At 61.0% G+C, this 18,024-nt stretch carries 16 protein-coding genes and 1 pseudogene; 10 read left to right on the top strand and 7 right to left on the bottom strand.

The genetic code is table 11. The features are described from left to right. Nucleotides 1-42: 42 nt before the first annotated feature. Nucleotides 43-1,404 carry an MFS transporter gene (locus DSC91_RS01245; RefSeq protein ID WP_115776457.1) on the bottom strand — a complete coding sequence of 454 codons (1,362 nt, stop codon included), beginning with the start codon at nucleotides 1,402-1,404 and terminating at the stop codon, nucleotides 43-45. Nucleotides 1,405-1,698: 294 nt separating this feature from the next. Here DSC91_RS01245 and DSC91_RS01240 point away from each other — a divergent pair, with 294 nt between their 5' ends. Together DSC91_RS01240 and DSC91_RS01235 are read left to right on the top strand one after the other, a co-directional pair. After that, on the top strand, nucleotides 1,699-2,625 hold the full coding sequence (locus DSC91_RS01240) for a LysR family transcriptional regulator (RefSeq protein WP_229758404.1): 927 nt from the start codon (nucleotides 1,699-1,701) through the stop codon (nucleotides 2,623-2,625). A 129-nt stretch (nucleotides 2,626-2,754) separates the two neighbouring features. Continuing rightward, complete coding sequence (locus tag DSC91_RS01235) at nucleotides 2,755-3,720, top strand: D-2-hydroxyacid dehydrogenase family protein (RefSeq protein ID WP_115776456.1); 966 nt, start codon at nucleotides 2,755-2,757, stop codon at nucleotides 3,718-3,720. Nucleotides 3,721-3,731: 11 nt separating this feature from the next. Here the strand turns inward: DSC91_RS01235 and DSC91_RS01230 are convergent, their stop codons facing one another. The 3 genes from DSC91_RS01230 to DSC91_RS01220 are packed head-to-tail and all read right to left on the bottom strand — an operon-like array spanning nucleotide 3,732 to nucleotide 9,037. Then, nucleotides 3,732-5,501, bottom strand: a complete 1,770-nt coding sequence (locus DSC91_RS01230; protein WP_115776455.1) for an ABC transporter ATP-binding protein/permease — start codon at nucleotides 5,499-5,501, stop codon at nucleotides 3,732-3,734. 60 nt (nucleotides 5,502-5,561) lie between these two features. Beyond that, nucleotides 5,562-7,115, bottom strand: coding sequence for a DUF2235 domain-containing protein (locus DSC91_RS01225; RefSeq protein WP_115776454.1), 1,554 nt, complete (start codon nucleotides 7,113-7,115; stop codon nucleotides 5,562-5,564). Beyond that, nucleotides 7,112-9,037: a potassium transporter Kup gene (locus DSC91_RS01220; protein ID WP_167470483.1), complete on the bottom strand. Its 1,926-nt coding sequence runs from the start codon at nucleotides 9,035-9,037 to the stop codon at nucleotides 7,112-7,114. The genes DSC91_RS01225 and DSC91_RS01220 overlap by 4 nt, the downstream gene beginning before the upstream one ends. A gap of 343 nt (nucleotides 9,038-9,380) precedes the next feature. Here DSC91_RS01220 and DSC91_RS01215 point away from each other — a divergent pair, with 343 nt between their 5' ends. Next, nucleotides 9,381-10,268, top strand: a complete 888-nt coding sequence (locus tag DSC91_RS01215; protein WP_115776453.1) for an SDR family oxidoreductase — start codon at nucleotides 9,381-9,383, stop codon at nucleotides 10,266-10,268. Between the two features lie 54 nt (nucleotides 10,269-10,322). Here the strand turns inward: DSC91_RS01215 and DSC91_RS01210 are convergent, their stop codons facing one another. After that, complete coding sequence (locus tag DSC91_RS01210) at nucleotides 10,323-11,561, bottom strand: EAL and HDOD domain-containing protein (protein WP_162831309.1); 1,239 nt, start codon at nucleotides 11,559-11,561, stop codon at nucleotides 10,323-10,325. Between the two features lie 346 nt (nucleotides 11,562-11,907). Between DSC91_RS01210 and DSC91_RS01205 the strand changes: the two genes are divergently transcribed. The 4 genes from DSC91_RS01205 to arsH all read left to right on the top strand — a co-directional run bounded on the left by DSC91_RS01205 (nucleotide 11,908) and on the right by arsH (nucleotide 14,642). Next, the gene (locus tag DSC91_RS01205) at nucleotides 11,908-12,240 is read left to right on the top strand and encodes an ArsR/SmtB family transcription factor (protein WP_115779634.1); all 333 of its coding nucleotides are present in this window, start codon (nucleotides 11,908-11,910) and stop codon (nucleotides 12,238-12,240) included. A 133-nt stretch (nucleotides 12,241-12,373) separates the two neighbouring features. Continuing rightward, nucleotides 12,374-13,459, top strand: a complete 1,086-nt coding sequence (gene arsB, locus DSC91_RS01195) for an ACR3 family arsenite efflux transporter (RefSeq protein WP_115776451.1) — start codon at nucleotides 12,374-12,376, stop codon at nucleotides 13,457-13,459. Continuing rightward, nucleotides 13,456-13,878: an arsenate reductase (glutaredoxin) gene (gene arsC, locus DSC91_RS01190; protein WP_115776450.1), complete on the top strand. Its 423-nt coding sequence runs from the start codon at nucleotides 13,456-13,458 to the stop codon at nucleotides 13,876-13,878. Before arsB ends, arsC begins: the two co-directional genes overlap by 4 nt. After that, entirely contained in the window at nucleotides 13,878-14,642 is a 765-nt protein-coding gene (gene arsH, locus DSC91_RS01185; protein WP_115776449.1) for an arsenical resistance protein ArsH, read from the top strand. The genes arsC and arsH overlap by 1 nt, the downstream gene beginning before the upstream one ends. 62 nt (nucleotides 14,643-14,704) lie before the next feature. Here arsH and DSC91_RS01180 read toward each other — a convergent pair whose 3' ends face one another. Then, nucleotides 14,705-14,899 carry a hypothetical protein gene (locus tag DSC91_RS01180; protein ID WP_115776448.1) on the bottom strand — a complete coding sequence of 65 codons (195 nt, stop codon included), beginning with the start codon at nucleotides 14,897-14,899 and terminating at the stop codon, nucleotides 14,705-14,707. A gap of 384 nt (nucleotides 14,900-15,283) precedes the next feature. Here DSC91_RS01180 and DSC91_RS01175 point away from each other — a divergent pair, with 384 nt between their 5' ends. Together DSC91_RS01175 and DSC91_RS01170 are read left to right on the top strand one after the other, a co-directional pair. Beyond that, entirely contained in the window at nucleotides 15,284-15,733 is a 450-nt protein-coding gene (locus DSC91_RS01175) for an ester cyclase (RefSeq protein WP_115776447.1), read from the top strand. A 126-nt stretch (nucleotides 15,734-15,859) separates the two neighbouring features. Continuing rightward, nucleotides 15,860-16,069: pseudogene (locus tag DSC91_RS01170) on the top strand (LysE family translocator); the annotation flags it as partial. A gap of 42 nt (nucleotides 16,070-16,111) precedes the next feature. Here DSC91_RS01170 and DSC91_RS01165 read toward each other — a convergent pair. Beyond that, a complete protein-coding gene (locus DSC91_RS01165) occupies nucleotides 16,112-16,696 on the bottom strand; it encodes a TetR/AcrR family transcriptional regulator (RefSeq protein WP_115776446.1) in 585 nt (194 codons plus the stop codon). Nucleotides 16,697-16,912: 216 nt separating this feature from the next. Here DSC91_RS01165 and DSC91_RS01160 point away from each other — a divergent pair, with 216 nt between their 5' ends. Next, entirely contained in the window at nucleotides 16,913-17,689 is a 777-nt protein-coding gene (locus DSC91_RS01160; RefSeq protein ID WP_115776445.1) for an SDR family NAD(P)-dependent oxidoreductase, read from the top strand. Nucleotides 17,690-18,024: the final 335 nt, after the last annotated feature.

Here is an 18,024-nt window from a genome sequence, read left to right as displayed (position 1 = left end):
TCTCCAAAAAATAGCGTTAGGTATCCAGAATTCTGGGGCGACTCAATCCGGCATGCCTGCGCCACGCGTCTCGGGCAAGAACCACGGCAGCACGATGCCAAGCAGATACACAGAGCCGAGTGCCAACGCAGCCTGCGACACACCGCCGAACGATTTGATCATGCTGCCCGCGATGATCGGGAACACCCACGCGATCAGACGCGCCGCATTGAACACGAAGCTGATCGCGGTGGAACGCACGCTCGAAGAAAAGAGTTCACATGGGTAGATCGCCATCCAGACATAGGCACAGCCCAGGGTAAAGAAGCCATTGATCGGCGCCGCGATCATCATCGCCTCAACGCTTGTTGTCAGCTTGTACGTGATGACCGTTGTGACCAGCGCACCGACGAAAGTGAGTGACAGGAACGCCCGCCGGCCGATGGCATCCACCACGAAGCCCGCGATCATGTAGGCCGCAATCGCGCCGACGGTGTACGCGATCGATATCTTCGACCCCCACGACAAAGCGTCGGACACACCTTCGGCTTTAGCGAGCGCCACGGTATAGGTCGGCAGCCAGCTCGAAATGGCCCACCAGCCGACGGTCGTGACAATCGACAGCACGAGCAGAAGCAGCGTACGGCGCAGCGCTTCAGGTTCGCTGAATAGCTGCGTGAGCGTGAAGGGGCGCTTATCGGATGCAGACGCGTCGTCCGCGTCCAGCTGCGTACTCGTCGTGCTCGTCGCGCTCCAGCGTTTCTCGCGCACCGCGCGTTGCCATTTCTCCGACTCGCTGACCCCGCGCCGGATGTACAGCACGAAAAATGCGGGGACTGCGCCAAGCACGAACATCAATCGCCAGGTTTCGGCACCGAGTGGATGAGTCGACGAAAGCGCGTACCAGACGACCGCCGCAATCAGCGTGCCCCAGCCGAAACCCGATTGGAGAAAGCCCGCTCCTTTCGCACGCGCCCGCTCCGGCCAGGTTTCCGACAGCAGCGCGACGCCCGTGCTCCATTCGCTGCCCATGGCGAGGCCAGTCAGGAAACGCAGCGCGCACAACACCCAGAAGGTTTGCGAGAACGCGGTCAAACCTGAAAACATCGCATAGAGGAATACGGACCAGAGCATCATCCGCTTGCGTCCGACATAGTCCGCGAGAATCCCGCCGATCAGACCGCCCGCCCCCCAGCCAAGCAAGGTGATGCCGATGACCAGACCCGCATAGGTCGTAGGGGACGCGGCTTGTGCCGGCGACAGCACCGAATGCAGCATCGGCCCAAGCACGACGACGAGTGCCAATGCTTCGTAACCGTCGAAAATCCAGCCGAGAAAACTGGCCTTCAGCACACGCCAGTGCATGGCCGTGAGCCCCTCGTACCAGCGAGTTCGCGCGCTCAAGGCGAGGTGTTTGTGTTCCATCGTTCGTCTCCTTCATATTTTCAACGGAGTTTTCCTGCGCGCCGTCTGTTCTCCGGCTTGCGCTTCTGGGAGGGCCAATGCTCCGGCGTCCAGGACAACGCCGCCGCCTCGACATAAAATCGCGAGGCACGCTGCCCGGCTTCGCGCCTCGACCGATGGTCCGGCGCGGATCGAACCCCATGGCACAGAGGATGCCGGTTGCCGGGCCCATTGAAAACTTCTCAATGGTCAATAGAGGCATCGCCAACCGCGATGGGTGCCAGGCGGCCGGATGTCCAACCCGAAGGAGTAAGGATGCGTGTTTCAGCAGATCGGCCGTTGCGACTCGACATGGAGTCGCTGCGCATTTTCGTGGCCGTCATCGAGGAGGGCAGCATTGCCGCGGCGGCAGCCCGCACGCACATCGTGGCGTCGGCCGTCAGTAAGCGCGTATCGGATCTCGAAGAGGACGCCGGCACGCCGCTGTTATATCGGCACAGCCGCGGCGTGCAAGCCACGCCGGCGGGCGAGGCGCTCTACCATCATGCGAAGCGGCTGAGCGAGCACCTGCAGCAAATATCGGACGAATTGTCTGAGTATTCGGCAGGGCTGAGAGGGCACACCCGGATTTATGTGAACTTCACCGCCATGGTCCAGTACCTGCCGGGCGTGCTGCGCACCTTCCTGCGCACCAATCCGAAAGTGCGGATCGACATGGCCGAGAAATCGAGCGATGAAGTGGTGCAGGCGATTGCAAGCGGTGTCGCCGATCTCGGCATCTGCGCGGCAACCGAGGACTCCCTCGGCGATCTGCAGTGGCGTCCCTACACCGTCGACAAGCTGGTCGTGATCGTGCCGTCGGATCATCGGCTCGCCGAGCGCGCGAGCGTGACCTTCGCGGAAGTTCTGGACGACGATATCGTCAGCATGCCCTACGGTACGTCCATTTCCAAATTGTGCCGCGCCGCCGCAGAGCGTGCCGGCAAACGGCTTCGCGTGCGCATCGAGGTGACCAGCTTCGAGGGCGTGCGCAATATGGTCAGCGCGGGGCTCGGCATCGGCGTGCTTCCCAAGGGCAGCGTGACGCCTTATATGCAGTCGGTGCCGTTTCGCGTCGTTGAACTCGATGAACCGTGGTCGATGCGGCCGCTGTTGATCATCGCGCGCAATTTCGACACGCTGCCGCTTCCTGCGCGCATGCTGGTCGACCACCTCGACAAGCACCGGGACAACGCGTCATGAGGACGATCACAAGCTGATGTCGAGCCATCGCGGTTCGCGATGGGTGACGTCGCTACTTATTGATTTACGTGACGGGCCGGGATTCCTAGCATTCGGTTGGCAGCAACTACAACTCACGGAGCGCGCAATATGAACCCCACACCCCCGATCAAGGTAGCCGTCCTCGACGATTATCAGAACGTCGCGCTGAGCATGGCAGACTGGTCGCCGCTCAAGAACCTGGCAGAGGTGACGGTGTTCAACGACCACGTCGCCGATATCGGAAGCCTGATTCAACGCCTGCAGCCATTCGACGTCGTATGCGTGATGCGAGAACGCACGCCGCTGTCCCGCGTGGTCATCGGAAGTCTGCCGAACCTGAAGCTGATTGCCTCGACCGGCCCGGGGAACGCTTCGATCGATCAGGAGGCGGCGGCGGAACGCGGCATCGACATTCGTCATACGGGCTATTCGTCCACGCCGACGATCGAACTGACGTGGGCGCTGATTCTCGCGATGGCCCGCAATATTCCCCGCGAAAATCAGTCACTGCGCGAGGGAGGCTGGCAGCTTTCGCTGGGCGATGAACTCGCGGGCAAAACGCTCGGATTGCTTGGCCTTGGCCATATCGGCTCGGCAGTCGGCATCATCGGGCGGGCATTCAGAATGAACGTCATCGCGTGGAGTCAGAACCTCACCGAGGAGCGTGCCGCTGAAAAAGGCGTGCAACGAGTCAGCAAGGATGTACTCTTTTCCACCGCGGATTTCCTGTCGATCCACGTGCGGTATAGCGAGCGAACCCGAGGGTTGGTCGGCGCGGCGGAACTCGCGCAGATGAAACCCACAAGCCGGCTGATCAATACGTCGAGAGGGGCGATCGTCGACAGTGCCGCCCTGCTTCAGGCACTCACGACCGGTCGGATCGCCGGCGCCGCACTGGACGTATTCGACGTCGAACCGCTCGATAATCCGCACCGTCTGCGCGAATTGCCCAACGTACTCGCAACACCTCACATCGGCTATGTGTCGAAGGAGTTGTATCGCACCTTCTATGGCGACACGGTGCAGAACATCGTTCGGTGGCTTGATGAAACCGGACGTTCTGCACAAAGGTAGCGGCCAATCGATCACGTCGACGACGGCGGTGTATATGCCACTACGTGCTCGCGCGCCCGCGCAATATCGAGCGTCTCCTGATGGAGATTCGCAAGCGACTGGCGGTGCGTGACACTGACAATCGCTCCTTCCGGCAATCGTTCGGTTAACAGACGATACAGATGCGTTTCGTTCGCGGCATCGAGTGCACTCGTGGCTTCGTCGAGAAACACATAGTCAGGCTTGTGCATCAACACGCGTGCGACGGCTAGCCGCTGCTGTTCGCCGGGAGAGAGAATGCGCCACCAATGCTGCGATTCGTGCAATCGGCCGATGTAGCCTTCAAGCCGGCACAAACGCAGCGCCTCGTCACATTCCTCGTCGCTGAAGTCGGTGGCCGCCGCGGGATAGGTGAGCCCAGCCTTCAGCGTGCCAGCCGGCAAGTAGCTCTGCTGCGGCACGAACATCATGCGCGCGTTCACCGGTGCGTCGATCGAACCGTTGCCGAACGGCCAGAGACCCGCCAGCGCGCGCAGGAGCGTGCTCTTGCCGGCGCCCGACGGTCCGCGCACGAGCCAGCGCGAACCGGGTTCGACGACAATGTCGCGCACGCTCGCGAGCGTCTCGCCGTTGGGCAGCGCCAGCGTAAGCTTGTGCGTGGCGAGCCGGCTCTCGTCGACGTAATGCAGATTGATGCCGCCATGCTCGGTTGCGGGCGACACGGATTCCTTCAGATGAGGTTGCTGCATGACGCGCTTGAACTCGCGCAGACGGTTGACGGTTGCGCGCCACTGAACGAGCGTGTCGTAATTGTTGATGAACCACGAAAGCGATTCGCTAACCGAACTGAATGCGTCGCCGATCTGCATGAGTGTGCCGAAGCTGAGCAAGCCTGCGAAATAACGTGGCGATGCCACGGCGATCGGAAAGATTTCGGCTATCTGGCCATAGAAATTGAGCACGAAGCTGTAGCGCCGCGTGTACTTCATCACGCGCCACCAGTTCTCGCGAATCCGGCCGAACAGGTCCTGCGCGGTCGATGCCTCGGTTCGCATGCCGTCATAGAACGCAATCTGCTCGGCGTTTTCGCGCAAGCGGATCAGGCCGAACCGGAAATCCGCCTCGACGCGTTGCAACTGATAGTTGATCGACACAAGCGGATGACCGACCTTGTTGGTCAGGACTGAGCCTGCAATCGCATAGACGACAGCGGCCCAGAGCATGTAGCCGGGAATCTGGAAAGGCGTGCCGCCAATCTCGATGGCCAGCGCGCCCGCCGTGCTCCAGAGAACGGTCGAGAACCAGACGAGTGTTTCGAGCGTCGAGAGCAGGTCGAGTGTGAGCGAAAGCGTGGTGGTCGCGAATGACGCGAGGTCGACGGCGATCCGTTGGTCTGGGTTGTCGGTGAGCCGGTCGCGCTCGATGCGGTAGAAGGTGCCGTCGCCGAGCCATTCCTGCAGATAACGTGTGGTCAGCCACTGGCGCCATCGAAAGCCAAGCATCTGGCGCAGATAGCGGTTATAGACGGAAATCCCCACGAACGCGAACGCGAGCGCGCTGAAAAGCAACATCAGCTGCGGGAAGTCATGCACCTTCCGGCCTTCCAGTGCGTTATAGAAATCGCGGTTCCACGTATTCAGGCGAGCGTTGATGCCAACCAGAATCAGGTCCATGGCGACGATCGCGACCAGCAGACCCCACGCGGTCTTGCGTTCCTCAGAGACCCAGTACGGTCTGATCAGGCTCCAGGCTGAGGCACGGTCGGCTTGCCTGGATGCAGGGCCGGAAGATTGGTCGCTCATGAACGCCCCTTAACGCGCAGTGAATGCGGACCGAGTGCATCTGACGAACTGCGTGACACATCATGATGGCTGACCTGCTCCAGACCCGCCGGGCGCCGTTGCAGGCGCCGTCAGGTCTTCGCCGGAAGACGGGTGTGCCGCCTTGCCAGCCGGCACACCGCCCAATTCGGCAACGTCGACGCGCAGGCTTCCTTGATTGTTCCAATACGCCCAGGCGGCATCGTTGGCAAAGCAATACAGGTAACCCGAGTAAGGCGCCTTGATCTCCACCTCTCTGCCAATTCTGAAGTAGAAGGGTTGAGGTGACGCGCCTGCCGAGTCCGGTTGTCCTGCGTATGAGATTGCACCGCAGAGTTCGAACCAGTTCGCGTCCCTGACCCGCCTCGTCCAGGCAAACAGGCATTGCATCCAGTTACCTGGCGTTCCCTCCGCCCCCGATGCGCTGTCTCCATCCAGCCATGTTTGACCTTCAGGCACCTTGAACCGGTAGCTTGCCCCTTCCTTCATGAAAATACCGGTCCAATTCCATAACGGGCTGGCGAAAACCCGCACCTGAACCCCTGCCGCGGGGTCTATGTTCGGTCGATAGGGAGCCTGAAAGATGGGCGGACCGACCTGCCGTGCCAATGCCAGATCCGATATGAATTCCGAACACCTTCGTGAGCTCCTCGCCAGATAGGGAAAGGGCCGGGGACGAAAACCGATTTTCCGGTAGAAGCCCGTGAGTGAGTTGTGAAGGACGCCATGTACCGCAGACGGCGACAATTGATCCGCGCTTGCCAGCTGGTCCAGCATGTCTGGTTCAAACACCGCACCGCACTGCGCAGCCTCTGCAATCATCCATTTGAGCGTGGCATCGGAAAGCCCGGTCTCCTTGTAGCCGCCTCCCACGTCGGCATGCACGCCAGGAAACCACACTTGCGACACGCGTGCCGGATCGCAGCCATCGTCGTCCGTCCACAACGTTGGAAGGAAGGTGTTGCGCTGCTCATCGATTGCAAGGCCCTGGACCGCGCGTTCAACTTCTGGCGGAAGCCGCGTGTCATGAAATTCGAAGCGCTGCCTCCCCAAGCCGAATAGGTCCGTAATTTGGGGGATGCCGAGCGCGCCCACCGTCTCCCACACCCCCAGGAAGCGAATGGGCGGCGGCGTGCCATGCGCGACGCAGAACCGCTCCTGCCGGCTGACGTTTCCCGGTATTTTTGGGTCGAGCCGATACAGATTCCAGGCCTGCTTGACCAGCGCCCAGGTTGCCTCGCGAGGCAGTCCACAATGGTGAAGCATGCCCACCAGGCTGCGAGCCGTAAACGCGCCACGCGAAAAGCCAACGACAAAGATTTCAGAGCCTTCCTCGTAGTGATCGGACAGCCACTTGTACGCCGTTCGAATGTCTCGGGAGAGACCCAATCCCAGCGCACCGTCCACGATGCGGCGAACCCGGCCTTCGTTAGCGCCAATGCCGACGTGATAGTAGCGGAGCTGCTCGACGCCATCGTCGCCGCGCTCACTCAATGCGTTGAAAAAGCGAACGACATTGGTTGGAACAGGCACGCCCTGAAACTCGTCGCTATCCGAGTTCCATGTGCCGTCGCAGCAAACGAAAAGTCTCTTCATATTTCAACGCGCGAGCCCAGCTCGATCACCCGGTTCGCGGTCAGCTTGAAATAAGCCGCGGGGTTGCCGATATTGTGCGCCATCACGCTGAACAGTCGTTCGCGCCATACCGACATGCCCTTGCCTCCGGTCGCCACCACGGTGGCATGACTGAGGAAATAAGACACGCGCGCCGGATCGATCACCAGGCCCTTCGGCTCGCAATCGCGCAGCGCTTGCGGCAGGCTGGCCGTGTCCTTGAAGCCGTAGGCCACGACGATGCTGTGGCAGTTGTGGCCCAGCGGCGTGATCGCGACGCGCTGCTCGCGCGGCACATAGGGCACATCCAGGTTGGTCACGTGCAGGAACAGCACACGCTCGTGCAGCACGTGGTTGTGCGCCAGGTTGTTGACCAGCGCGTGCGGCACGGTGTTGGGGTCGATGGTCAGGAACGCGGCGGTGCCGGGCACGCGTATCGTCTCCCTGGCGAAAAGGCTGTCCAGGTACCTGCCCAGCGGCAGCGCACCGGCATGAATGCTGGCCTCTTCGACCATCAGCGCACGGCCGCGGTGCCAGGTGGACATGACGGTGAACATGATGGCGCCCAGCAGTAACGGGAACCATCCGCCATCCACGAACTTGAGCAGGTTGGCCGAGAAGAACGCCAGGTCGATGACGAAGAAGAAACCGGTGGCCAGCACGCACAACAACCAGTTGTAGTGCCAGGCGTAGCGCACCACGTAGAAGGTGAGGAAGGTGGTGATCGTCATGGTGCCCGTGACCGCGATGCCATAGGCCGACCCCAGCGCCGTGGAGGAACCGAAGCCCAGCACCGCCCCCACCACCGCGATCAGCAGCAGCCAGTTGATGGCGGGCACGTAGATCTGCCCGACTTCGCGTTCCGAGGTGTAGACGATGCCCATGCGCGGCATGAAGCCCAGTTGCATGGCCTGCTTGGTCATGGAAAACGCGCCGCTGATCACCGCCTGCGACGCGATCACCGTCGCCACCGTGGCCAGCAGCACCATCGGGAACAGCGTCATCGACGGGAAAAGGTGGAAGAAGGGATTGTCCACGGTCTTCGCATCCGACAACAGCAGCGCCCCCTGGCCCAGGTAGTTGAGCCCCAGCGCGGGTAGCACCAGAGCAAACCACGACAGGCGGATCGGCGGCGCGCCGAAGTGGCCCATGTCGGCATACAGCGCCTCGGCGCCGGTCAGCGCCAGCACCACCGCGCCGAGCGAGACAAAGGCCCGCCAGCCGTTGCGCACCAGGAATTCGAGGCCCACGAACGGATCGAAAGCGGCGAGGATGGCCGGCGCGCGACCGATGCTGAATAGTCCCGACACCGCAATCACGCCGAACCACAGCACCATCACCGGCCCGAACACCGCGCCGATGCCGGCCGTGCCGTGCCGCTGCACCAGGAACAAGGCGATCAGCACGACCAGCGCGATCGACACCACGAAGGGCTTGAGCTGCGGCTCCGCCACTTCCAGCCCCTCCACCGCGCTGAGCACCGAGATGGCGGGCGTGATGACGCCGTCGCCGTAGAACAGCGCCGCGCCGAACACACCGGCGAGCAGCAGCCCGTGGCGCAGGCGGGGCCGGTCCATCACCGAACTGGAGGCCAGCGCCAGCAGCGCCATGATGCCGCCTTCGCCGTGGTTATGGGCGCGCATGATCAGCGTCACGTATTTCAACGACACCACGATGATCAACGACCAGATGATGAGCGACACCACGCCCAGCACATTGAAACGGTTGAGGACCAACCCGTGGCCCGAGTCGAATACCGTACTCATGGTGTAGAGCGGACTGGTTCCGATGTCGCCGAACACGATGCCGATGGCGGCCAGCGCCAGTTTGGGCATCGACCCATGGCGGGTTTCCGCGACGTGGCCGGCCTGGGCGCCCGGTTGCGGGCCTGAAGACGATTCCATGAATGCCTCCTTTTCAGTGGGTCTGGGCCCACCGCCACCAAACGGTGCGCCGTCCCGCAAGCGCCGGGCGGCTTGTCTCCTGCAACAGGCCGATCTGCGTCTGCCTGTCGATAACAGCGTACAGAAGAAAGGGCGCGCCTCAAAGCGCTCCTGATACGGATATTCAGCCTTTTGTAAAGATTGCGCCGGTGAACGGGTTGAAGCGGATCGACGGATGGCGCCAGCGTTGGACTGGTCGACCAGGCACCGGGATCCTGTTAGTCCTTTTAATATGATGACGTCACTACTTCAACGGAACCGGAAATGAATGGATAGTCGCGCTGGCAACCAAGGAGATTTCACTATGCGTATCTTTCTGACCGGTGCGACAGGCTTCGTCGGCACGGCCATCGTTCCCGAACTCGTCAAGGCGGGTCATCAGGTGATCGGCATGACGCGTTCCGACGCGGGCGCTCAAGCGCTTATCGATGCAGGGGCGGAGGTGCATCGCGGAACCCTGGAGGATCCGGAGAGCCTGCGCAGCGGCGCCGAAAAAGCAGATGCCGTCATCCACACGGCATTCGATCACGATTTCTCGAGATTCGTCGAGAATTGCGAAAAGGACAAACGTGCGATCGCGGCGCTCGGTTCCGCGCTCGCCGACTCCGACCGCCCCCTCGTCATCACCTCCGGAACCGGTATGGGTAGCGGTGAGCACGGTCAACCGGCAACCGAAGATGTCTTCAATACCCGCCATCCCAATCCGCGGATCGCGTCCGAGCTGGCTGGGAATGCGCTCCTGGAGACAGGCATCAACGTGTCGGTGGTCCGTCTGCCTCAGGTTCACAATCCGTTCAGGCAGGGTCTCATCACGCCGCTCGTTGCCATCGCCCGGGAGAAAGGTGTCTGCGCCTTCGTGGGCGAGGGCCGCAACCGCTGGCCGGCCGGCCATCTCTCCGATGTGGCGCGTCTCTATCGGCTCGCCGTGGAAAAGGGCGAACGGGGCGCCCGGTATCACGCGGTCGGTGACGAAGGGATCAGCAGCCGCGAAATCGCCGAGGTGCTTGGCCGGGGTCTGAACTTGCCCGTCGTCTCGATCAGCCCGGATGAAGCTTCATCGCATTTTGGATGGATGGCCATGTTCGTCGGACTGGATATGCCGGCCTCCAGTGCTCAGACCCAGGCAAGGCTGGACTGGCATCCAACCGGTCCAACACTGATCGCCGACCTCAACGAAGCCCGGTATGCCTAGTCGCCTGGCTGGTGGCATGCTTGCCGCGCTCGTCCGGACATAGCCGCCCCTCGGTCAGTAGCACTCGACCATCTTCCGAACCGCTGCGGGAGAAACCGCCAGCCGTTGAAGCCTCGCCGTCGCCGCCTCCACGTCGTCCTGCTCAAGCAGCGCCGCGACCGACAGCAATTCGCCGAGTACGCCGCCGCCGTTGAGGATAGCCACGCGGATGGAATCGGAAACAGGGAGCTCGTCGACGAAGCTGCGCAGTTCCATGTGATAGGCGACATGCAGTAGCGACAGCATGCCCGTCAGATAGGCCTCGGCCGCCAGCGAGCGCGATCCTTCCGGGATCGCGCCGATCATCTCTTCCATGAAATGGGCCCGTCGCTGCGCGAGCAACACAAGCGGATCGTCCTCGATTGGAAGCCCGTCACGGCCCACATAAAGCAGAAGCCCGCACCAGTGCAGAAGTCTGCGACTACCGGCTATCGAAAGCGCCTGCTTGAGCGATGAAATGCGCTCCGTTTTGCCGTTAGGCTGCTCGCTGCTGTTTGCAAGCCGCAACAGTTGGGCAACCAGCATGGGCGTCTCTCCCAGCGCTCGCGCAACACTCCCCAACGGCGCATCGCTGCCGACCAGGTCGAACACGTGAAGAATCGCGTTGACTGGCGGCATCGCACGCTTGCCTGAAAGAATCTGCGGTTTGGCAAAATAGTAGCCCTGCAGCAGATCGCATCCCAGTTGCCGCGCACGCTCCGCATCCTCCGCACTATCGATTTTCTCGGCGAGCACGACCTTTCCCGCACGTTTGAATTGACTGACCAGCTCCGGTAACGCCGAACTTTCCACGAACGGCCAGTCGATCTTGATGATGTCGACGGAAGGAAGAAACCATCGGATCTCGTCAGTCAGGCTCCTGACGTCGTCCAATGCTATCTGGAAGCCCGCTCCCCGCAACTCGCTGCACCGTCGCGAGAGGTTCGACGTCAGCTCGACAGACTCCAGAATCTCCAGAACGAAGCGTGACGCCGGGAGCACATACGGGTAGTCCGAAAACAGAAAGTCATGCGGGCAGTTCAGGAAGCAGGCCTTGTTGCCGGCAAGCCGTTCGAGACCGATCGAGCCCACTGCGCGTTCAATCACCGCCGTCGTACAGCGCAGTTCGTCCCCAATCCGCGCCCCGCCGACGGGGCCGTCTCTGAAAAGAAGCTCATAGGCGACAACGCGGCCGGCCCGATCCATGATGGGTTGACGTGCCACAAACACGTCGGCATCGCCCGGTGCGACGGCCTCAATTGAAACGCTGTTCACGACCACCTCTGGCTGAAAGGCCTAACGATAGAAACGACGACGCTGCGAGGACCGAACCTCGACGCACGATTCTCAACGATTCCGGCGTGCCTGTCCAAAGACCTCTTGTGACAGGACCCGGCCCGATGTCGATCTGGCGCGGTGAGCCTTCAGTAGTCGGCCTGCGGAAGGCTGGCGCACCCCCAAAAAGTGACACAGGTTTCGGCTGGCCAAGTGGCCGTTTTATGCGTAATCGCAGTCGCTGCGCCTCTGCTCGTCCGTTCGCCTATCGAGCGGCACTCGCCTTAGCATCATCGTCATTTCAATGATACTTGAAATATAGAAATGAATGATCTATCGTTCGCGCATGGACTCGAACCTCGTTGTACGCGCCTTGGGCGCGCTCGCCCACGAATCGCGCCTCGCGATCTTCCGCCTGCTGGTTGTGGCTGGTCCACAAGGCATCGCTGCGGGCGAAATCGCACAGCAGCTTGGAGTTTCCCCTTCCAGCCTGTCGTTCCACCTGAAGGATCTGTCACACGCAGACCTGGTGAAGCCGCGACAGGAGGGGCGTTTCATCATCTATACGGCGAACTTCGACGCCATGACGGGCCTGATCGGTTTCCTGACGGAGAACTGCTGTGCGGGCGCGACCTGTGCCGCGAGCGATCTCCCCAATTGCTGCGGGAACACGCCGTGAAGCGCAGGCCCATCCCTGTCGCGTTCGAAAACCTAGGCGACGGCATCCGGTTTTACCGAGTCGCATGTGCTGGATCGCAGTGCGATCCAGCGCGAATTGCGCGCCATTGTCGAAAGCCCCGCAAAGGAATCAAATGAGCAGCACTGATACAGCGATCGTCGGCACACGGCCTGCGATTGGATTTTTCGAGCGTTATCTGACGGTCTGGGTTGCGCTCTGCATCGTGGGTGGCATCACGGTCGGTCAGCTACTTCCTCAGTTCTTCCAGGCAATCGGCCGCATGGAAGTCGCGCAGGTGAATCTTCCGGTCGGTGTGCTGATCTGGGTAATGATCGTCCCGATGCTGGTCAAGATCGACTTCACGGCGATGACTCAGGTCAAGAGCCAGTGGCGCGGCATCGGCGTCACGCTGTTCGTGAACTGGTTCGTCAAACCCTTTTCGATGGCGTTGCTGGGCTGGATCTTCATCCGTCATGTGTTTGCGCCGTGGCTTCCCGCCAACCAGCTCGACAGCTACATTGCCGGTCTGATCCTGCTGGCCGCCGCCCCCTGCACAGCAATGGTGTTCGTGTGGTCGCAACTCTGCAAGGGCGACCCGTACTTTACGTTGTCGCAAGTAGCGCTGAACGACTCCATCATGATCGTGGCATTCGCGCCGCTCGTCGCGCTGCTGCTGGGCCTGTCCGCGATCACGGTGCCGTGGGATACGCTGATCATGTCGGTTGGGCTGTACATCGTCATTCCCGTCATCCTTGCCCAGTTGTTGCGCCGACATCTGCTGACCAGAGGCGAAGCGTATTTCCGACAAGCGGTCGCGCATCTCGGTCCGTATTCGATCAGCGCATTGCTCGCGACACTGGTACTGCTATTTGCGTTTCAGGGGCAGGCGATCGTCGAGGAGCCGCTCGTTATCGCCATGCTCGCGGTGCCGATCCTGATACAGGTGTTCTTCAATTCAGGACTCGCCTATCTGTTGAATCGGCGGCTCGGTGTTGCGCACTGTGTTGCGGGGCCGTCCAGTCTGATCGGCGCTAGCAATTTCTTTGAACTGGCAGTCGCCACGGCAATCAGCCTGTTTGGGTTTCATTCCGGCGCGGCCTTGGCCACCGTGGTCGGCGTACTGATCGAAGTGCCGGTGATGCTGTTCGTTGTCGGTGCGGTCAACCGCTCGCAGCACTGGTACGAAGCGAAACACAGCATTAAGGGACAACCGTTATGAGCGTCACGATCTATCACAATCCCGATTGCGGCACGTCGCGCAACACGCTGGCCATGATCCGCAATGCCGGAATCGAACCGCAAATCATCGAGTATCTGAAGTCCCCGCCCGACCGGGAGACACTGAAGGACCTGATCGCTCGTGCGGGCTTGACAGTACGCGCCGCGCTGCGTGAAAAAGGTACGCCCTACGCCGAGCTGGGTCTGAACGATGTGTCCTTGAACGATGAGCGCCTGCTCGACGCCATGATGGAACATCCGGTCCTGATCAACCGTCCGTTTGTCGTCACGCCGCTTGGCGTGCGCCTGTGCCGGCCCTCCGAGGTCGTGCTCGACATTCTGCCGGTTGGGCAGAAGGGCGCATTCACGAAAGAAGATGGCGAGCGGGTGGTCGATAGCGAAGGAAAGAGGCTTCTCTAATGACGCACGACATTCCCAACGTCAGTGCCGCTCACCTCGACACACCGGATCTGCAGAAGCTTGAATCGCAGACAGCTTCGCAACACGCTCCGCGAATCCTGTTGCTGTTCGGCTCGTTGCGCCCCACCTCCTACAGCCGGCTTCTCACGCTCGAGGCCGAACGCCTCCTGCGCCATTTCGGCGCGGATACGCGGGTATTCGATCCGCACGGCCTGCCGCTCGCAGACAGCGTGCCGGCCGATCATCCGAAAGTGGTCGAGCTGCGCAAACTCTCTGAGTGGTCGGAAGGCCACGTATGGTGCAGCCCGGAACGTCACGGCACCCTCACGGCGGTATTCAAGAACCAGATCGACTGGCTACCGCTCGAAAGCGGCGGCGTTCGCCCCACGCAAGGCCGCACGCTCGCGGTGATGCAGGTGTGCGGCGGATCGCAATCGTTCAACGCCGTGAACGCACTGCGCATTCTCGGCCGGTGGATGCGCATGGTGACCATCCCGAATCAGTCTTCAGTCGCGAAGGCCTGGCAGGAGTTCGACGCCAACGGCAGGATGAAACCATCGGCCTATTACGATCGCGTCGTCGACGTGATGGAGGAACTGTACAAGTTCACACTGCTTGTGCGCGACCGCTCGGATTACCTGACCGATCGCTACAGCGAGCGGAAAGAAGCGCATCCTGCACATGCGACCACACTCGCGGCCGCCGCCATGAATCAGGAAGCGTTGGCCGCCAATGCGGACACTGACGACAGCGAAACGGAATAACAGAGACGGCGGTCGTGGCAGTGCCGCGACATGGGTGCTCGCCGTCGCACAGTTCCTGCCATTCATGTCCTGGCGACATTGGGGACATTGAGGACGACGCCTGCCACCTGAGAAAGAGACGCTGTTTCGACAGGTTCGATGATCGCCACGAGACCTGTCTCCAATCCGGCATTGCGTTCAAATAAGGCTAGCAGTTCAGGGCGCAGTCCATCGCCGCGTTGGGCTGCGAGTGCGTGAAGCGAGAGAAATGGCAACATGGTTGAGCTCCTGTCAATGCGGGACAGGCGAGCACTGCGCCGACAATTGAATTGGCGCTCCGGGCGCTCGCAAGATACCTGTAGTTCGAGCGCACCGTCCTTCATCCGCCGGCCTCGGCTACTGTGCGATCGCATGGACAAGTTACGGCAGCAGGTCGGCACCGGCACTCCGATTCTTGCTGTCTATTTCACTTCGCTACGACCTCTGGTGCCCTTGCATACAAACGACTCGCGTCGTGACCGCCGTCACCACAAGCTGCACGTCGGTTTTTCGAGTATTGCAGCAAGAAACGGGGGGCGACTGACTGCTGGCACCCATATTGTTCGGACAGAGGGAGGCGATTGCGTTTCCCTCTTTCGACCACAGTCAATGAGGAATTCACCATGTCAAAGGAAGATGACAACAAGGCAGTCGTAGGCCGCTGGTTCACCGATTTCTGGGGCAAGACATGCAACCTCGACATTGTCGACGAACTTGCTGCTCCTGACATGCTGCTTCAATACTCGCTGCACGAGGCGCGCCGCGGCCGCGAGGACATCAAGGCATTCATGACCGATTTCCGCCGGGCGTTTCCGGATCTCAACTTCTGGGGCGCCGCCGATCTCATCGCCGAGGGAGACTATGTCGTCGGCCGCTGGGAGGGTGGCGGCACGCATACCGGCCCAGCATTCAGCGATTTCATCATTGGGTCGTTACCTGCTGCGACCGGCCGGAAAATGCACTTCAGCGGCACGACCGTGCTACGGCTCAAAGGCGGCAAGATCGTCGAAGAAATCGGACTGGACGACGGCGTGACCGCGCTGCAACAACTTGGACTGCTCAAGGCAGCGTAGTCGAAGGGTCAGCGCTTCCGCAGTCTTTCAGTAACGCTGTTGGAATCTCATGCCACAACGGGCCGGCGCACACCGGCCCGTTGTGGTGTGATCCGTCGATTGCGCGATCGCCTCAAATCCGCACGTATGTTGAATCCCAAGCTCGCGATGATCTTTCTGTCACTGCTGCCGCAGTTCATCGACTATCACAACGGCAGCGTTCTCAGGCAATCGCTCGTGCTCGGTTCGTCGTTGATTGTCGCGTTCGCAACGGTCAATGGCTTCGTGGCAGTCTGCTCCGGCAGCATGGCGACGTTCCTGTCCAGCCGCCCCGGGCTCCTGCTGGCTCAACAGTAAGCGGTCAGCCCGAATGTCACCGATCTCGAGCGAACAGAACACTCAACTCACCCGCAATGAGTCGCCACTCAAGATCAGCGCGAGCGACGCGGAGAGAATCGACTTCGCCAGTTTGTCGTCGTCAACGGCGCGCGCAAGCGTAATCGCTCCCACGATGGTCGCGACGATACCCAGGCCAGCGTCCTTGCTATCGCTGGATGCGGCTTGCGCTATTTGCGACGCCAGTTTGCGCACGTAACCCGTAAGCCGTTCCCTGACCTCCGGATTCGCATGCCGCGCTTCCCCGGCGAGCGCGCACAGCGCGCATCCATTGCCGGGATTCTTCACGTGACGCTCATTAAGAAAAGCTTCGGCAATAGACTGCAGAGGCGTTTCTCCACGCTTCGCCGAACCGGCTGCGCGAGACGCGATACGCTTCTCGCTCTGGCTAACCGCATGCTCGAGCGCCTCCAGAATCAACGCATCACGCGACGAGAAATGGCCATAAAACGCGCCGTGCGTAAGCCCCGCGCTACGCATGCAGTCGGCGACGCCGAGCGCCTCGATACCGTGTTCGCGGATCTGTCGTGATGCGTTCTCCAGAACCCTTTGCCGGCTCTCCGCCTTCTGTGCCTGCGAATAACCCATTTTTCCGCCTCATCACGCTTGACAATCTGCATGATGAGCATAATACTGAATTTCTGCATGATGATCAACATACAGAATGAGTGTTGACGATACTCGTGCCAGTTCGGATGCAGCGGCTGCTCTGCGCTGCTTAACAGAGATTTTTGCGAGGTTCTTGCGCCGCCGGCAGGTAGCACTTTGGACATGATCTCGCGGCGTAATGCACAGGAGAAGGATATGCGTTTTACTGGAAAAACAGCGCTCGTCACGGGCGGCAACAGCGGCATTGGCTTTACTGCAGCGAAGCTCTTGATCGCCGAAGGCGCCCGTGTCGCGATCACCGGCCGCGATCGCGAAAAACTGGATCAGGCCGTATCCGAGCTCGGCGAAAACGCGCTTGGCATTCAGGTCGATCTCGACGATGAGACCGCGATCGAGTCGATGTTCAAGCAGATCCAGGCAGCATTCGGATCACTCGACATCGTCTTCGCCAACGCCGGAATCTCCGGTCCGACACCGCTCGGCGGCACGACCGCCGCTGCATTCGAGGCGATTCTTCGCACCAATCTCACCGCTGTCTTTCTCACGGTTCAATCGGCCCTGCCGTTGATGAGCGCCGGGGGCTCGATCGTCTTGAACGGTTCCGTGATGCGCGAACTGGGTTCGCCAGGGTCAGCCGCCTATTCCGCAACGAAGGCAGGCGTGACCGGCATGGCAAAGGTGTTTGCATCCGAACTCGTGCAGCGCGGCATTCGCGTCAACACCGTGATTCCCGGCGGCACGCGCACGCCGATCTGGACGCGCGGCGCACGAGCCGGCGCAACGCTCGACGCGACCGAAGAAGCACTCGCGCCGCGCATTCCGATGGCCCGCCTCGCCGCACCTGAAGAGGTTGCCAAGGCCGTGCTTTTCCTCGCATCCGACGATGCTTCGGGAGTAACGGCAGCGGAAATCGTCGTCGACGGCGGCACGATCGGTGCGCCGTGGGGAGCGCCGATGTTCCGCAAGGGGTGAAGGCGTTCGACGTCTTCGGCGACGAAGTCCCTTGATTGCGGGACACGTCATACACGAACACCCATGTCGGAGGTGCCGGGAGTAGTTTTTGAGTTCGCTGCAATCACGCGCGATATTGCATGCCAAGGGCGATAGATCGATGACAAATGCGGCAAACCTTCCAGACGAAGGACTAACCACCGAACGCGTGATATTGCGTGCCGTCAGCGAGGATGACGCGAGCGTTCTACAGGCGTATTACGCAGCCAACCGAATTCATCTTCAGCCTTGGGAGCCTGTGCGGGAGGCCAATGGCAGGCGTATCCATTTTCGTGCTCCTTCAGAGAAACGAGTGC

Origin of the sequence: Paraburkholderia caffeinilytica (assembly GCF_003368325.1) — a bacterium.
In the GTDB taxonomy this organism is placed as follows: domain Bacteria; phylum Pseudomonadota; class Gammaproteobacteria; order Burkholderiales; family Burkholderiaceae; genus Paraburkholderia; species Paraburkholderia caffeinilytica.
Note: the sequence above shows the minus strand (reverse complement) of the source record. Positions and strands in the feature narration are given on the sequence as shown.

Excerpts from the sequence above, each read along its gene's own strand:
- DSC91_RS01245 (WP_115776457.1), bottom strand. The coding sequence starts at position 1,404 with ATGGAACACAAACACCTCGCCTTGAGCGCGCGAACTCGCTGGTACGAG.
- DSC91_RS01240 (WP_229758404.1), top strand. The coding sequence starts at position 1,699 with ATGCGTGTTTCAGCAGATCGGCCGTTGCGACTCGACATGGAGTCGCTG.
- DSC91_RS01235 (WP_115776456.1), top strand. The coding sequence starts at position 2,755 with ATGAACCCCACACCCCCGATCAAGGTAGCCGTCCTCGACGATTATCAG.
- DSC91_RS01230 (WP_115776455.1), bottom strand. The coding sequence starts at position 5,501 with ATGAGCGACCAATCTTCCGGCCCTGCATCCAGGCAAGCCGACCGTGCC.
- DSC91_RS01225 (WP_115776454.1), bottom strand. The coding sequence starts at position 7,115 with ATGAAGAGACTTTTCGTTTGCTGCGACGGCACATGGAACTCGGATAGC.
- DSC91_RS01220 (WP_167470483.1), bottom strand. The coding sequence starts at position 9,037 with ATGGAATCGTCTTCAGGCCCGCAACCGGGCGCCCAGGCCGGCCACGTC.
- DSC91_RS01215 (WP_115776453.1), top strand. The coding sequence starts at position 9,381 with ATGCGTATCTTTCTGACCGGTGCGACAGGCTTCGTCGGCACGGCCATC.
- DSC91_RS01205 (WP_115779634.1), top strand. The coding sequence starts at position 11,908 with ATGGACTCGAACCTCGTTGTACGCGCCTTGGGCGCGCTCGCCCACGAA.
- arsB (WP_115776451.1), top strand. The coding sequence starts at position 12,374 with ATGAGCAGCACTGATACAGCGATCGTCGGCACACGGCCTGCGATTGGA.
- arsC (WP_115776450.1), top strand. The coding sequence starts at position 13,456 with ATGAGCGTCACGATCTATCACAATCCCGATTGCGGCACGTCGCGCAAC.
- arsH (WP_115776449.1), top strand. The coding sequence starts at position 13,878 with ATGACGCACGACATTCCCAACGTCAGTGCCGCTCACCTCGACACACCG.
- DSC91_RS01180 (WP_115776448.1), bottom strand. The coding sequence starts at position 14,899 with ATGTTGCCATTTCTCTCGCTTCACGCACTCGCAGCCCAACGCGGCGAT.
- DSC91_RS01175 (WP_115776447.1), top strand. The coding sequence starts at position 15,284 with ATGTCAAAGGAAGATGACAACAAGGCAGTCGTAGGCCGCTGGTTCACC.
- DSC91_RS01165 (WP_115776446.1), bottom strand. The coding sequence starts at position 16,696 with ATGGGTTATTCGCAGGCACAGAAGGCGGAGAGCCGGCAAAGGGTTCTG.
- DSC91_RS01160 (WP_115776445.1), top strand. The coding sequence starts at position 16,913 with ATGCGTTTTACTGGAAAAACAGCGCTCGTCACGGGCGGCAACAGCGGC.